The 14,969-nt window shown below is 63.9% G+C and carries 16 protein-coding genes and 1 pseudogene; 9 read left to right on the forward strand and 8 right to left on the reverse strand.

Annotated elements, in window-relative coordinates:
- Positions 1-229 precede the first annotated feature (229 nt).
- On the forward strand, positions 230-625 hold the full coding sequence (locus tag CF70_RS06970; protein WP_035862401.1) for a DUF488 domain-containing protein: 396 nt from the start codon (positions 230-232) through the stop codon (positions 623-625).
- A gap of 26 nt (positions 626-651) precedes the next feature.
- Here CF70_RS06970 and CF70_RS36895 read toward each other — a convergent pair whose 3' ends face one another.
- Positions 652-822 carry a hypothetical protein gene (locus tag CF70_RS36895; RefSeq protein ID WP_200876707.1) on the reverse strand — a complete coding sequence of 57 codons (171 nt, stop codon included), beginning with the start codon at positions 820-822 and terminating at the stop codon, positions 652-654.
- A gap of 253 nt (positions 823-1,075) precedes the next feature.
- Complete coding sequence (locus CF70_RS06975; RefSeq protein WP_035862403.1) at positions 1,076-1,834, reverse strand: GntR family transcriptional regulator; 759 nt, start codon at positions 1,832-1,834, stop codon at positions 1,076-1,078.
- Between the two features lie 291 nt (positions 1,835-2,125).
- On the opposite strand from CF70_RS06975, the gene CF70_RS06980 reads away from it, so the two are divergent.
- From CF70_RS06980 to CF70_RS06990, 4 genes and pseudogenes are all read left to right on the forward strand, one after another.
- Positions 2,126-3,168, forward strand: a 1,043-nt coding sequence (locus CF70_RS06980; RefSeq protein WP_235184929.1) for a nucleoside recognition domain-containing protein, incomplete at its 3' end; no start/stop codon positions are given.
- A 1-nt stretch (position 3,169) separates the two neighbouring features.
- Positions 3,170-3,383: pseudogene (locus tag CF70_RS37475) on the forward strand (hypothetical protein); the annotation flags it as partial.
- A gap of 552 nt (positions 3,384-3,935) precedes the next feature.
- Positions 3,936-6,029, forward strand: a complete 2,094-nt coding sequence (locus CF70_RS06985; protein ID WP_235184925.1) for an FUSC family protein — start codon at positions 3,936-3,938, stop codon at positions 6,027-6,029.
- A gap of 92 nt (positions 6,030-6,121) precedes the next feature.
- Positions 6,122-6,400 carry a DUF1488 domain-containing protein gene (locus tag CF70_RS06990; protein ID WP_035862467.1) on the forward strand — a complete coding sequence of 93 codons (279 nt, stop codon included), beginning with the start codon at positions 6,122-6,124 and terminating at the stop codon, positions 6,398-6,400.
- Between the two features lie 92 nt (positions 6,401-6,492).
- Here CF70_RS06990 and CF70_RS06995 read toward each other — a convergent pair whose 3' ends face one another.
- Together CF70_RS06995 and CF70_RS07000 are read right to left on the reverse strand one after the other, a co-directional pair.
- Positions 6,493-6,963, reverse strand: a complete 471-nt coding sequence (locus CF70_RS06995; RefSeq protein ID WP_035862468.1) for a universal stress protein — start codon at positions 6,961-6,963, stop codon at positions 6,493-6,495.
- A gap of 127 nt (positions 6,964-7,090) precedes the next feature.
- Positions 7,091-7,924 carry a L,D-transpeptidase gene (locus CF70_RS07000; protein ID WP_235184926.1) on the reverse strand — a complete coding sequence of 278 codons (834 nt, stop codon included), beginning with the start codon at positions 7,922-7,924 and terminating at the stop codon, positions 7,091-7,093.
- Between the two features lie 432 nt (positions 7,925-8,356).
- On the opposite strand from CF70_RS07000, the gene CF70_RS07005 reads away from it, so the two are divergent.
- On the forward strand, positions 8,357-9,151 hold the full coding sequence (locus CF70_RS07005) for a DUF1835 domain-containing protein (protein ID WP_035862405.1): 795 nt from the start codon (positions 8,357-8,359) through the stop codon (positions 9,149-9,151).
- A 23-nt stretch (positions 9,152-9,174) separates the two neighbouring features.
- Positions 9,175-9,819: a TetR/AcrR family transcriptional regulator gene (locus CF70_RS07010; protein ID WP_035862406.1), complete on the forward strand. Its 645-nt coding sequence runs from the start codon at positions 9,175-9,177 to the stop codon at positions 9,817-9,819.
- A gap of 41 nt (positions 9,820-9,860) precedes the next feature.
- Here CF70_RS07010 and kefC read toward each other — a convergent pair whose 3' ends face one another.
- Both kefC and CF70_RS07020 read right to left on the reverse strand, forming a co-directional pair.
- Positions 9,861-11,684, reverse strand: coding sequence for a glutathione-regulated potassium-efflux system protein KefC (gene kefC, locus CF70_RS07015; protein WP_035862407.1), 1,824 nt, complete (start codon positions 11,682-11,684; stop codon positions 9,861-9,863).
- A 10-nt stretch (positions 11,685-11,694) separates the two neighbouring features.
- On the reverse strand, positions 11,695-12,252 hold the full coding sequence (locus CF70_RS07020) for an NAD(P)H-dependent oxidoreductase (RefSeq protein ID WP_035862410.1): 558 nt from the start codon (positions 12,250-12,252) through the stop codon (positions 11,695-11,697).
- 47 nt (positions 12,253-12,299) lie between these two features.
- Here CF70_RS07020 and CF70_RS35735 point away from each other — a divergent pair, with 47 nt between their 5' ends.
- Together CF70_RS35735 and CF70_RS07025 are read left to right on the forward strand one after the other, a co-directional pair.
- Complete coding sequence (locus CF70_RS35735; protein ID WP_152561713.1) at positions 12,300-12,530, forward strand: hypothetical protein; 231 nt, start codon at positions 12,300-12,302, stop codon at positions 12,528-12,530.
- Between the two features lie 136 nt (positions 12,531-12,666).
- Positions 12,667-13,365 (forward strand): GNAT family N-acetyltransferase, encoded by a 699-nt coding sequence (locus tag CF70_RS07025; protein ID WP_035862411.1) that lies wholly within the window; start codon positions 12,667-12,669, stop codon positions 13,363-13,365.
- A gap of 79 nt (positions 13,366-13,444) precedes the next feature.
- Here CF70_RS07025 and CF70_RS07030 read toward each other — a convergent pair whose 3' ends face one another.
- Both CF70_RS07030 and CF70_RS07035 read right to left on the reverse strand, forming a co-directional pair.
- Complete coding sequence (locus tag CF70_RS07030; protein WP_035862473.1) at positions 13,445-13,936, reverse strand: Lrp/AsnC family transcriptional regulator; 492 nt, start codon at positions 13,934-13,936, stop codon at positions 13,445-13,447.
- 393 nt (positions 13,937-14,329) lie between these two features.
- Complete coding sequence (locus CF70_RS07035) at positions 14,330-14,917, reverse strand: EF-hand domain-containing protein (protein ID WP_035862414.1); 588 nt, start codon at positions 14,915-14,917, stop codon at positions 14,330-14,332.
- Between the last annotated feature and the right edge of the window lie 52 nt (positions 14,918-14,969).

Here is a 14,969-nt window from a genome sequence, read left to right on the forward strand (position 1 = left end):
CCCTCGGCCATGGCAAGCGTTTTCTGAAATGTTTTTCGCACGGTCCATAAAGAGCCTCATAGCCAACAAATGGACGCAAGAAGCAAGCTGGCAACGGGGCTGGCCAAGGGCCATACGGCCGAGGCAATATACAGCCACCATGAAGCCACCATGAGAAGGCATCGAGGACGCGAGTCGGCGCACCATCCGCTACCGACTCTTCTATTTCTATATATAGAGGGAGATCTGCATGACCATCCGCATCGTGAGGCTGGGCTCACCCAGGTTGCCCGACGAAGGGATCCGCATCGGGACGGTGCGCCGGCCTCCGCGGGGCGTACCAAAGGCCGAATTCGCCACGCGGGACTTCTACGATGTGTGGTTCCCGAACCTGTCGCCGTCAGCCGAACTGGTCTCGGAAGCCCTTGCCATACAAGGCGAGGGGAACGAGAAAGCCTGGCGGGCATTCGAGCGTCAGTTCCGGGCAGAGATGGCCCGTCCCGATGCAAGCCGGACCCTGGACCTGCTGGCCGCCATGTCGCAGCAAACCAATTTTTCGCTTGGCTGCTATTGCGAGCACGAGGAACGCTGCCACCGCTCTATCTTGCGCGCCCTGTTGGCGACACGCGGAGCCGCCCTAGCTTAGGCCAGCTGAAGACGGCAGTGAGGCGGTCACACCACCCGATGGTCATTCGGGCACTGGCGGCGAAATAGCGCGCGCAGGCTGGGCCAGCGGATAGGGAGGAGTGGCGTGCAGTGGCGCACAGCATCGCGCTGCGCATAGTGCACCATCAGTTGTTCGCCAACCGACTGCCGGTAATAGGAGGGCGCCGGGTAGTTCATGCTCAATCCCTATTGTGGTTCGTCAGGATTGATAGTATACCAAATTTTGGTGCGGTGCGTCATACCGGGGCACGCGGCCGCCCCACAATGGGGCGGCCGCGCCGGCGCGTATCCTGGTTTTGTCCTTTGAAATCAACAGCAGGCAGGCGCCGCACCCCGGTAGAATGGACGCGGCATCAAAAAGATGTTTTGTATACCAAATACCGCGAGACCGTAGGTCATCCTCCGGAATTGGCGGGCATCCCTTGCGCCCTTAGCCAGCACCCGCGATGCTGCCATCACGTTTGGCGGCACCGTCACGCCCGCTGGTCTCGCTGACGGCCATATCTTCGGCTGCCTTGGCAGCACTATATACATGGCGGGTCGCCAGCAGCGCCGCCAGGTCGGCATCGCCGGCGATGACTGCCTGCAGAATCTGGGCATGTTCCTCCCAGTTCTGCCTGGCGCGCGCCACATTCGCCGGCGCGAACAGCAGTCCCGTGCGCTCCCGCAGCGTACGCACCATATCCTGCAGCACGCTGTTGGCGGCGATATTGCCCAGCACTTCGTGGAAGTGGGAATTCAGTTCCACGAAGCGCTCCGAGCGGCCGCTGGCGGCAGCTTCAGTGCCCTGGCGCAGGACCTCATTGAGCTCCGCAATCAGGGCTGGATCACGGCGCTGGGCAGCCAGCTTGGCGTTAAGTCCCTCCAGCGTGGCGCGCACTTCGACCATTTCCTTGGCAATATTCGGCGACAACGTCGCTACCGAGGCACCACGTCGCGGCTCGATGCGCACCAGACCTTCCGCCGCCAGCGCGCGAAGCGCTTCCCGCACAGGAATGCGCGAAACGCCCAGCTCGGTGGAAAGCTTGTTCTCGACCAGGCGTTCGCCCTGGCTATATTGCCCACCGAGGATGCGCTCGCGCAATGTATCGGTAACCAAGGCAAACAATGGGGAGTGCTGGGCGCCAAGGCTGGCGCCGGCGGAATCCGAACCAGGAGGAGCGTGTTCGGTACCAGGGGCGTCGGACATAGATTCTGGCTTGGGTCAGCAAGACACCGTCCTCGGCTAAAGCGCGCAGGCGGTCCGTCGCGGACGGTTGTCAAAGGGTCAAGGACGGCGGCACCATCCCGGAACGTTCACGGATAGGGCAGCCGCGGTGGCAATGTCCGCATTGTATACCGGCAGATCAAGGTTTTTGCGCAACGAAAAGCACCTGCGACGTCATCGTCTCGCATGGCTTCGCCGCCAGCCCGTACTTCTGGCCCGGCAGGCTATGATGCGGTGGCCTCACTCCTCCCAAACCCCGCGTGTATTTCGCCGATGGCTCTGAACCTGGTCTGGCTCTCCTTCTTCCTGCTTGCTTTCGTCGTTGCCTGCATCCGTCTGGCGGCAGGCGATACCGCTGTATTCCCGGCGATGCTGGCGAGCCTGTTCGACAATGCGCGTACGGCTTTTGAGATTTCCCTTGGCCTTGCGGGCGTCATGAGCCTGTGGCTGGGCATGATGCGTATTGGAGAGCGTGCCGGCGTAGTCGACGTTTTCGCGCGGGCCGTCAACCCGTTGCTGCGCCATTTCTTCCCCGGCATCCCACAGGGTCACCCGGCTCAGGGCGCGATGATGATGAATGTGTCGGCCAATATGCTCGGACTGGACAATGCGGCGACACCGCTCGGCCTCAACGCCATGCGCGAATTGCAATCGCTCAACCCGCGTCCGGACACGGCCAGTAACGCGCAGATCATGTTTATCGTGCTCAACACGGCCGGGTTGACGTTGATCCCTACCTCGGTAATTGCCATGCGGCAGGCGATCGCCGTCAAGCAGGGTCTTACCGGATTCAATGCGGCCGACATTTTCCTGCCCACTTTGCTGGCCACTTGCGTCTCTTGTGTGGCAGGGTTACTGGCGGTGGCCTGGGCGCAACGGCTCAATCTGCTCAAGCCAGTTGTGCTGGCCGCCTTCGGGCTGTTGGCAGTTGGTGTCTGCGGACTATTCCTCTGGCTGCGGCACGCGCCCCCGGAGCAGGTCAGCACCGCCACAGCGCTGGCCGGTAGCGGCTTCATCCTGACGCTGATCGTAGTGTTCCTGGTTTGCGGGGCGATAAGGGGCATCAATGTCTATGACGCGTTCATCGACGGCGCCAAAGAGGGCTTTGGCGTGGCTGTGCAGATCATTCCTTACCTGATCGCGATCCTGGTGGCGATCGGGCTGTTCCGGGTGACTGGGTGCATGGACGTCCTGATGAAAGGCCTGACCGCCTCGTTTGCCTGGCTTGGCCTGGACACTGCCTTCGTGCCGGCCTTACCGGTTGGGCTGATGAAGATCCTGTCGGGCGCGGGCGCCCGCGGCCCGATGATCGATGTNGATCGATGTCATGACCACTTATGGGGTCGATTCATTCCAAGGCAAGCTTGCCGCCATCATCCAGGGCTCGACGGAAACCACCTTCTATGTGCTGGCGGTGTACTTTGGCAGCGTCAATATCCGCAACACCCGCCACGCACTGGCCTGCGCCTTGTTCGCCGACCTCATCGGACTATGTGCTGCCGTAGGCATTGCGTATCTGTTTTTCCGCTGAAATGGGAACAGTGCATAGCCATAAGGCCCATAACATATCGTCAAATACTCAATGAAAAGAAAGCAAAAAGATGAGGGAACGGGCTCCGCAATGTATTAAGCCGCTACTTTGTTGCTCACAAGCAACATGTTTGTGAAGCCAGACACGCTTGCCACCTGCACCGCTTGGTGCGTCGCAACAAATCGTATATAGTGGAATCTGTCTCCTCCACCACCTCGGTGGATTCCAGCCCGCGCACGAAACTGCGCGGGTTTTTTTTGCCCTCGATCTGCCGATGATCTTGGTCAGCCCTTGCTATAAAGCGCCATCGCTTGGCCGGCGAGCATTTTCGAAGGGCGCACCAAAGCAGTCCCGCACGCGCACCACGATGGGACCGGATTGCACCGTCACAGCGTAAAACACGGATTCCGCAGTGTGATGTTGCGGCGCAGCATTTCATGCAGTAGAGTCGATCTGTCACTCACGCTTGGCGCGACGGATCCCCGCTTTCCGGCGCCCTCCCTTCTTACCAACATGCTTTCCGCGTTGCGCCCGCCCCGCCCCGATGCCTGGATGCTGCAAAGAGGCCTGGTCTACGCCTTCTCCTTTCTCGCACTCGCCGGATTGGGATGGCTTACCGGGCAGGCGGGATATCTGTGGGCGGCAACAGCTTCGATCTGGACCTGCCTTGCCGACCGCCGCGGTACCGCGGCCGAGCGTCTGATCTCGCTTGGCTCCGTTGGGATCGGCGGCGCCGTTGCATGCGCCCTGGGGATGGCCGCAGCCGTGACGCCATGGACAGCGCTAGCCTTGGTGCTGATGGCAGGGCTAGCTGCCGGCCTGGCCGAAACCAAGGGTGCCGTTCCCGCGCTGTCGGCCAAGCTGCTCTATGTGGTCCTGATCGCCTCCTGCCTGCAGCCAGCCGGAGACGCAGAACTGGCCGCGCGCGTCATTGCCGGCAGCCAGGAGTTCCTGCTCGGTGGCATATTCGCCTGCCTGGTCTGCCTGGTCCTGATTCCTTCAGAACGCGACAACCGGCCGCGCAATGAGATCCTCGCGGTGTTCGACGCCTTGCTGCGCTTTGCCAGCGCGCTGGCGGACGACAACCCCGTTGGCGATACGGCCGCCAGCAAGCGCGATATCCGCGAGCGCATCGAGGCGGCACACCTGGCTGTCAATGCGAGACGCAGCCTGCGGGATCCCCTTGGCCTGATGCACTATGCCTATGTGGTGAGCCTGGCCGATGCCATGTTTGCGTTGCTGATCGTTGCCGCCGAATTGCACAGCCGCAGGGACGATGCGAGCGGACCCGGCGATGGCAGCGTCGAGCGCCTGCCGCTCCTGCACCTGATGCGTTGCGTCGCCGATGTCCGGGAGCAAGTCTGCGAGGCACTGGCGCATCAGGCGCCAGACCTGCCATCGCTATGCGCGGCACTGGCGCGCGAATTACGGCGCCTGCACGCGCCGCTGGCCAATGCCGGCGCTCCGCCACCGTACCAGGCCGCCCTGAGTGCATTGGCAGGGTACCCGGCGTTTGCCGAATGGCGCAGCGAGTACCGCTGGCCGCGACGCGCCTACCGGCGAACGTGGCAACGCTGGCGGGCCACCCTTGCCGAGCATACTGCCCGCGACGCCCGTGTGGCCCGCCATGCGGTGCGGCTGGCGATGGCTGGCAGCCTGAGCCTGATGCCGGCGCAGTTCTGGAAGGTGGATCACGGTTACTGGGTTGCGGTCACTGTCATCATGGTGCTCAGCCCTCAACTGCAGACCACGCGGCGGATCTCGTTCCAGCGTTTTGCTGGTTCCCTGGCGGGCGCACTGCTGGCCTGCGCCATCGGGCTGGCCCACCCGTCGGCACCGCTTGCGCTGGCGATCAGCGCAGCATTCCTGGCTGCGGCCTATACCGGTCGGCTGGCCGGCAGTCCGGGCGCTTTCGCCCTGGGCCTGACGCCGGCGGTGATCCTGTTCTCATGGGTGGGGGCGCCTGCGGCGGACAGCAGCCACTTTGCCGCCCTGCGCGGTATCGACACGGCGCTCGGCTGCCTCATCGCCCTGGCGAGCTACTACGTACTGGCGCCGCGCGCCGAATTGTCGCGGGTGTATCGCCATAGCCTTGATGCCCTCGTGGCGAACACTGTCTACCTGCGTGCGGCGTTTGCCGGTGCCGGCGCGTTTACAAACTCGCCCACCCGCTCGCCGGCTCCCACGCAAACCCGTCTGGAGACGTTGCGTGTGACGGCTGGACGCACCTCCAGCCGGGCCGATCACACCTTGCAGCAAGCCACAGCGGAACTCACGCCGGAACTGACCTGGGAATATGCCAAATTGCACATGGCCTTGAGGCGCATGGCGGCACTGGCAGGACTGGTGCGAGCCGGGCTCGAAGCCGAAGCCGGCGCCAGCCTGCCCGAGCCGGCCACGCGGGCAATGCTGCAAGGTCTCGCGGCGCAGCTTTCAGAACTGGCGGCACACCCCGGCTCCGGCGCGACGACCGTCACGGCCGGATCCATGCCCGACGCCACCGCCCCCCTCGACCGGTTCCTGATCGAGCAGGCCGTGCTCGCTTCATCCCAGGCCAGCGCGGCGCACGCAGCCATGGCCGCAATACACCGGCTGGCCGGCGGCCAAAGCAAGCGCACTGATCAGCACTTGCCGCAACCGGGTTGATTGCGGTCAAGCTGCTGGCGCGTGCCTGCATCACCGATCGGCACGATCACCTAGAATGGTGTCATCCCTCAGTGACCGATGTGAGGCACGCCATGCCCGAAATTTCCTTTCCCCGCAGCGTTCCCACTTACTGTGCGGCCAGTCTGACGCTCTCCTGCCCCGCGACGGTGAACGGCAAGCCAACGCTCTATTCCATCACGGCCGAGGCGCTCGAAACACATTTTGGCGCGCGCTCCCCGCGCGAGGAAGATCTGGTGCGGGCGTTCACCAGCCACCGGCAGCGTATCGAGCACATTGCCGAAGGGCTGTTCGAGCTAACCCAGGCACGTGAGATCCTGTTGCGCAGCGGGCATATCCGTTTCGCCGGCTGAGAACCCGAGGACTGGCAAGCAAAGCGCCCCGTTCCGGCTGCATGCCAGCCGGTCCCCGACCGGCCGCATCCATCTATCGCGCCCGGTCGTGCTCAGCCTTCCACCGCTTGGCCACGCACCAGCAGCACCGGCACGTTGGCCTGGCGAATGACCGACTCCGCCACGCTACCCAGGACCAGCCGGCGCACGCCGCGCCTGCCGTGGGTCCCAATCACGATCAGGTCAGCACCCCAGTTGCTGGCAGCCTCATTCACGGATCCGGCGATGTCGCCGCCCACTGCCTGTTCGGTCACCAGGCGCGTCTCGTAACGCACGCCTTGCGCGGCGAGCCGCTGGGCCGCAGCCGCCAACGCGCGTTCGCCGCTCTCGGCCAAGGCATGCATTACCGGCGTCGGGTCGTAGTAGGCGACATCGAACATTAGCTGGCCGTTGTCCACGATATACAGGGCAAGCACCTCCGCGTCGCCGGCACCTGCGAGCCGGATTGCCTCGTTCAGGGCCAGGTCGGAAGTTGCGCTACCGTCCACAGCCACCACGATCTTCTTATATACCGCATTCGTCATTGCCATTTGCTCCAGGAACATCACGGATAGTGGCGAAAGCGCCGTCGCGCTCCGCCGGAATGAATACTACTCCCCCAATGCGTAAGGTCGATGGTACGGCACATTGTTGCCCGTACCCGGATCAGCGTCACTGGGAGGAAACCGGGCTCGCACCAGAATCGACTATCACGAGATAGCGACCCGGCCGCGCCACCGGCGTGCGGTCTGGCGCAAGAACCCAAAGTGAGTCACCGCGCTCGACCGCCGCCACGTAATCAGCATCGATCAGCCCGAAACGATCAATCAGGCGATTGAGTCCGGCAGGAATCCGCACACATCCCTTGGACGCCGGACGACCGAGGCGGGACTCCAGCCGGTCGGGGTCGGTCGCGTGCATTTGCAGCCGCATCTGGCTCTCGCCACCCTTGCCCCAGCCGCGTTCGGCATCGACCCAGCCAAAATCATAGACGCGCATGCCGCGCACGCCGTAGCCGCGGATCCCGTTCTCGTTGTAAGTACCCTCGGCCCGAAAATCCATGTTCTCCAGGCTGTGGTCGAACACACCGACGGGCGTGATGAAGTGATCGAATTCACCCGGCTTGCCTGTCGATGTGGATGTCGCGCCAACCCATCGCCAGGAGACGCCGTCGCCGGCTCGCGCGAACACCATGGCGGCCTGGACGCGGGGGTTGCGGTCGACCAGCACGACCCAGTCGCCGGCCGCGGCATCCAGCCCGTCGGCCTGGAGCGCGGATGCCAGCAGGCCGGCATACCGTGTGACGGTGGTGGCCGGCAAGTTGAGATGGCGCGGCACCTGCTGCGTGAACGCTTGCCGCACCGTGCCGAATTCGCTGCTGGCAGTAGCCGGCGGCACCAGGATTGAAAACAGCCCCAACAGCGCCAGCAGTGCGCACCGCTGGCGGAAAGCGAGGACGCCGGCCGTCCGAGGGCGAGTACGTTGCATTGTTGCCTCCTTGCGCAAGGTCGCAGCCAGATACCGGGCCGGCGTTACCCGGATATGCGCTGATCGAAGTGCTGTGCCTGATGATTCACGTTTATTCCGCCCGCTGCCTTGCTCAAGATCAAGATATCGGGTGAGCGCCGGGTGCGCCGCCGACGCTACCAGGCACCACGTGCATAGTGCCTCCTATTCTTATATAGACCGATGCGGTGGCGACGATTTCCCGGCGCAACGCTCGATGCGTTGCAAGCGGGACATGCCGTGAACCGCATCGGCAAGGAAGAATCCTTCCACCGCGCCAGGGCACGTGGCGCAGACCCGCGCCGTCAGCGCAGGCGACGACAATGGAAGCGCAGCCAAGCGCACGCGGGTGGGATGAGGCGCCCGGAACGATCCCGCAAGGCACTTGCGTTTCATGCCAGAGTCTGAGCGCATCCATATACAATCACGGCCATGCAATACATCCATGTCGTCAACGGCGACGTAGCGGGCAACACGCTACGGCAAGCCCTCGCCCAGGCCGCCCGGCCCGACCCGGTCGTCGTGCTTCGCGACGACCTCGCCGTCGGTCCACTTGCCGACGTCGACAGCAGCGGACTCATCCGCTCCGGTTTCTGGCAGCGCGTGGCGCCCTATAGCGACATCGACTTCGCCGCAGAAATGCACCAGGCGCTCGACCAGTTGCACAAGTTGCGCAAGGATGAACTGGAAGTCGCCATCTGGCATGGCCAGAGCGCATCCGACCAGCTGATGCTGCGCCGGGTTGTGTTCCATCTCTACCAGTCGCCGCAGCGCATCAATGAAGTGGCCATGGACCTGCGCGAACTGGAAGTACCAGCAAGCGGCAACCTGGCCGCTATCGGCATGTACCCTGCGGCCCGCCTGGCGCGGCGCTTCTCCACCATTGCGCCGGTCTCGGTACTGCGCCTGGGCCGCCTGGGCTACGAGTGGCAGCAGAACGTCAAGGAAAACGCCGACGTGCGCCTGTGGAAAGGCAATACGCTGGTGCCCGCGGCTTATCACACGGTCGATGAAGTGATCCTGGAGCGCGCCCCGCTGGAATGGGCGCCGGCCGCCCAATTGGTGGGCGGCGTGATGGGCGCCATCGAAGGCCTTCTGGCCAGCGACTGGTTTGTGTTCTGGCGCTGCCGCGAACTGATCGGTGCCGGGCAGCTCGTGCTGCGCGGCAACGCCGAGTCGCTGCAGACCTGCGAGCTCCGCCGCAATCTGTCCGCCGGCGGCGATTAAGAAGAAGAAAAGCAAACGTCTCCATGGCCCGTACCAAGGCACCCGATTTCGAGGCGCAGCGCGAACAGATCCTGGAACTGGCCGCCGCCGCCTTTGCCGCCAGCAGCTACCCCAGCACCTCGATGGCCGATCTGGCCGCCGCCTGTGGCACTTCCAAGGCGCGGCTCTATCACTATTACGAGAGCAAGGAAGCGATCCTGTTCGACCTGCTTGACCGCTACACGCGCCGGCTGATGCTGATCGTGACCGAGGTCGAAGCCGAGGCCGAGCGCCAGGGGCGCAGCGAGCGGGAGAGCTTCGCCAACCTGATCCGGGCCTTCCTGGCCGAGTACGAAACCTCGCAAACCCGGCACGTCGCCCTGATCAACGACGTCAAGTTCCTCGCCGAAGAGCAGCGCGACCAGATCCTCAAACGCGAGCGCGACGTGGTAGCCGCCTTCTCGCGGCAGTTGCGCCGGGCCTACCCGGAACGCGTCAACCGCGACAACCAGGCGGCGCTGACGATGACGGTGTTCGGCATGATCAACTGGACCTTCACCTGGCTCAAGCCTGGCGGCAAGCTGTCGTACGCGGAATTCGCCGAGATGGTGATCGACCTGCTCGCGGGCGGGCTGCCGGGCGCCCATGCCACCGGAGCGTCGGCCAGGCAGATTGGAAGTGTCGCGTAAGGCATGCGGATACTACGGGCGCCAGCGGGGCGCCCGTAGTATCAGGACCAGTCTTCCTCTTCCTTGCGGCGGCGCTGGTCGCGATCCTGCCGGAACATTTCCTCCAGTTCGTCGCGCGCCTGACGCGCCAGCGATACGAGCTTTTTCTGGTCGGTGTAATGCGGGTAGAAGCGATCGATCGCCGCGATATTGTGGCGCCGGAACCTGAGCGCGAGCGAGCGCGCATGAGTGGGATCGTAGCCCAGTCCCTCCAGCACGCGGCGTCCCAGCATCAGCGACCCCTCGAACAGTTCGCGCTCGAATAGATTCACCCCGCGGTCCTTTAGCTGGTAGACGTGCGACACATGACGCGCCCGCGCATAGATTTCCAGGTGCGGGAATCGCGCCCGCACACTGTCTATCAGCGCCAAGCTATCCTCCATCCCGTCGATCGCCACCACCAGTATGCGCGCCCGCTCGGCGCCGGCGGATTCGAGCAGGTCCATGCGGGTGGCATCGCCGTAAAAGACCTTGAAATCGTACTGGCGCAGGAACTCGATCTGGTCGGGATCGTGGTCCAGCACGGTCACGCCGATCCCCTGTGCATAAAGCAGCCGGCCGATGATCTGGCCAAAGCGGCCGAAGCCGGCGATCAGCACGGGGTTGTCCTGCGGCGCGATCACATCGTCCGGACGGCGCGTCAGGCGGACCAGCCGGGGTGCCACAAGCCGGTCGTAGGCAAGCAGGAGCAGCGGCGTAGCCACCATCGACAGCGCCACGACCAGCACCAGCAGTGCCTCGGTGCGCGCCGGCAGCAGGCCCGCGCCTCCCGCCACCCCAAACACCACGAAGGCAAACTCACCGCCCTGCGAAATCAACAGCGCAAACAGCAGCCACTGGCCCCGCGCGATGCCGAAGCGCGGCGCCAGCAGGGCCAGTACCACCGTCTTGAGCAGCACGAAGCCAACCACCAGGGCAGCCACCTGGCCCGGCGCCTGCATCAGCACGCCGAAGTCGATCGACATGCCGACCGCCATGAAGAACAGGCCCAGCAGCAAGCCCTTGAACGGCTCCAGGTCGGCCTCAAGCGCATGGCGATATTCCGAGTCCGCCAGCAGCACGCCGGCCAGGAAGGTGCCCAGCGCCATCGACAATCCCACCGCGTCCATCATCAGGGCGATGCCGACCACCAGCAGCAGTGCGAAGGCGGTGAACATCTCACGCATATCCGTTCGCGCAATAAAACGCAGCGCCGGCCGCACCAGATAGCGCCCGCCCACCACCACGGTGCCGATCACGCCGACCGCCTTCGCCGCCCCGAGCCATCCCGCCGCCCCGGACGTCCCGGCCACGCCGGCTTCGGCGCCCCCGGCCGCCAGCAGCGGCAACAGCGCGATCATCGGGATCGCGGCAATGTCCTGGAACAGCAGGATGCCGAAGCTGGCCGCACCCGCGGGCGTACCGAACAGGTTGCGCTCCGTCAGCGTGGCGAACGCAATCGCGGTGGACGACAACGCCAGCCCCAGGCCCGCCACCAGCGCCACCTGCCACGGCGCCCCGACAAGCGCCGCGACGCCGCCGACCAGGAGGGCGCAGGCGGCCATCTGGGCGCCGCCGTAGCCGAAGATGACGCGGCGCAACGCCCACAGCTTCTTGGGCTCCAGTTCCAGGCCGATCACGAACATCATCAGCACCACGCCGAATTCGGAGAAATGCAGGATGGATTCGACATTGGTGACTAGCCGCAGGGCCCACGGGCCGATCGCCACGCCCGCCAGCAGGTAGCCGAGCACCGCGCCCAGGCCGAACCGCCGCGCCACCGGCACGGCCACCACGGCGGCGATCAGGAAGACCACCAGCGCCACCAGGAAATCGTGTTGTTCCATGGCGCGCTCCTCAGCCTGCGGCAACGCGCGCGGCGCCGCCCAATACGCCGGACACCCGGCCGATGTGATCGGCCAGCGTCCGGGCATCGGCCTGGTTGGCGTCATGCAGGACCAGCGGCGGCAGCCAGTTCATGCCGCACAGCACGGCGGTCTGCTCCAGCGGCAGCATGTATTCCTCGATACTGTGGCCGTGCGCGCCATCGGGGCCATACGAGTCGGCATGGCCACCGGTGCTGGCCACCACCAGCAACGACTTGCCCCGCAACGCCGTCCCGCCGGGACCGTAGGCCCAGCCGCTCTCCAGGACTTCGTCCAGCCACAGCTTGAGCAAGGCCGGAACGCTGTACCACTGCACCGGGAACTGGAACACCAGCGTGCCGGCGCGCGCGAGCGCGCGCTGCTCTGCGACCACATCGATGTCGTAGTCCGTGTAACTGGAATAGAGATCGTGCACGGTGACGTCCGGCAGGCTTTCCAGCGCTGTCGCCAGTGGGCGATTGACGCGAGACAGATGCGGCCGGGGATGGGCATAGATGACGAGAATCGGGGGCTCTGCCTTGGGGTCCACGAAAAATCCTGAAAAACGTACTGCAAAACGAGGGGCACCCGGCAAAAATGCCGCGCGAATCACAAATCAATGCGCACAACCCGGCGCTGGCACGCGGGTTCAAGGTGCAAAAGGCGGTCGGTGGTGGAACAGAAAGGAATGCGGCGTTGCAGCAAACCCACAACGCGATGCCGGAATCACCCTCTCGATATCTCCATAACCCATTGATTTACATAGATTTATACGAAATTTACAAAATCGCACAAGCTTCTCTCGGGCCTAACCTTACGCCGAACTGACAATTCCACTACAATACTTTTTGCATCGCAGCAAGATAGTGTTTGCCCTTGGCTTTCGTGCCAAATGCCGAAAGTGCATGGATAAACACCCGCTGGGTGCTATTTTTATACCTGAATACGTCGCGAGGAAAACAAAGTGAATCCGCTCGAACTGAGCAAGGCCGTCGGGGCCGTATCCGACGAAGATCTCCGCCGTGCAGCCGCAGCCGCGCAGGCCTCGCAGCGCCCCACCACCCTGGTGCGCGAGCTGGCAGCGCATCACCGCTCGCGCCTGCTCAAGCATTTCCTCGCCCTGGGTGAGGAGGATCGCCTGCTCCGTTTTGGCCAGTCGGTTGGCGATCATGTGATCGAAGCCTATGTCGACAGCATCGATTTCGACCACGACACTGTCTTCGGCGTCTACGACGAACACCTGGAGCTGATCGGCGTGGGCCACTTCGCCAACCTGCGCGACAACGCCCAGGGCCGCGTGGCCGAGTTCGGCGTCTCCGTGTCGCAGAGTGCCCGTGGCCGCGGCATCGGCAGCTCACTGTTCGAGCGTGCCGCCATGCACGGCCGCAACAGCAATGTGCGCACCTTGTACATGCACTGCCTGTCGCGCAATGCCGCCATGATGCACATCGCCAAAAAGGCTGGCATGAAAGTGCAATACGCCTATGGCGAGGCCGACGCCTACCTCGAACTGCCGCCCGCCGATACGGTCAGCCGCCTGACCGAAGCGCTTGACGAGCAGGTAGCCGACCTCGACTACATGCTGCGCCGCAATCTTCGCGATGCACGCCGTTTCGGCCTGCGCTTCTGGCGCTCGATGGTGCCGCAAAAGCATACCGCCTGAGGCAGCGCCAACCGGCCACGTTCAAATGGCGCGCCACCCAGCGCGCCATTTTCATTGGTGCCGGCGCCTGCGGCATGGATCAGCCGCCCGGTACCGGCAAGGCCGTGGTGTCCTTGATGCATTCGAGCGCGAAGCTCGAGCGCACGTCGATCACCGCCGGATGGGCCAGCAAATCGTCTTTCATGAAGCGCGCGAAGTGCTCCATGTCTTCTACATAGACCTTGAGCAGCAGATCCATCTCTCCCGTCATTGCATGACAGGCGGCCACCTCCGGCCAGATGGCGATGGAGGCGCGGAACAAGTCCAGCGGCGCCTTGCCCTTGGGCGCCCCGCCATGCTTCTCCAGCCGTACATTGATATAAGCCAGCAGCCCCAGCCCGATCCTGCCGGGCTCCAGCAGCGCCGCATACTGGCGAATCACCCCAATCTCCTCCAGCCGGCGAATGCGCCGCAGACAGGGGCTGGGCGACAGGTTCACGCGCTCGGCCACTTCCAGGTTGGTCAACCTCCCGTTGGTCTGCAGCACCTCCAGGATCTTCCTGTCGATCTTGTCCAGCTCCACCTTGCTCACGATATTGTTGCTCCGCAATATGTTTGTCGGCAATTTTTTTGCGCAAATTTAGCAAATCGTGCACAAGTACGCAATTTTTTGTGGATGGGTAGGCCCCCCCGGCTTCATCGCCCCGCGCGATTGCCTTCCGGGTGCAAGATGCTGCCTCCGCCTGCCACCGTGCACTGGAACTGGGCGCCCGGGGCCAGGCAGCATTGAACATTCAGGCCGCCAGGAGCAGCTGCGATCCGCTGATCCACCTGGCCGAACGTTGAGAAGGCAAGGATGGTGCCAACACGGGCTCGGCCAACCGCGCCGTGGCGCGCGTCATCCGCAAGCGCGAAAAGAAAAGGCGCGGCCAGTCCGGCCGCGCCTTTTCTTTTTCACACGGCGCGTCGCGCCGCGCGTCCTGCCTTAGCCGCCGCGGCTCGACGGTGCCGTCGGATTGGGCTGACTATTGCGGGGCATCTGCTGCATCCGCTGGTCGTGCATCTTCTTCATGCCGGCGCGGATCTCGTCCAGCGTCACCTTGCCGTCGTGGTTGGTGTCCAACTGGTCGAAGTTCTTGGCCAGGCGAGGCATGCCGGCTTGCATTTCAGCCTTGGTCAGCGCGCCGTCACCATTCTTGTCGGCCGCCTTGAAGCGGGCCTCGAACTCGGCCTGCATCTCGGCCCGGCGCTGCTCCCAGTTCGCCTTGTGATAAGCCGCCAGTTCGTTCTTGTCGAGCTTGCCGTCGTGATTGGTGTCGATCTTGTTGAACAGCGCATCGGCTTCGGCCTTGGAAATCGCCCCGTCGCCATCGGTATCGATCGATTTAAGCCACATGCCGCCGCCATGGCCCATATGGTGATGCATGCCGCCGTCCATTCCCGGTGCTGGCGCCGGTGTGGGCGCTGCCGGGGCCGCGGCGGTCTGGGCGAAAGCCGTGCCGCCGATCGCCAGGAACACCGCCGAAGCGGCCATGAAATTCCGGATCGAACGCGTCTTGAGATTGCCTTGCATGTCTTTGCTCCTTTTTCGTCTCAGTGGACTGGTAAGGATTAGAACGCAGGGC

It is taken from the genome of Cupriavidus sp. SK-3, assembly GCF_000611145.1.
GTDB lineage: Bacteria > Pseudomonadota > Gammaproteobacteria > Burkholderiales > Burkholderiaceae > Cupriavidus.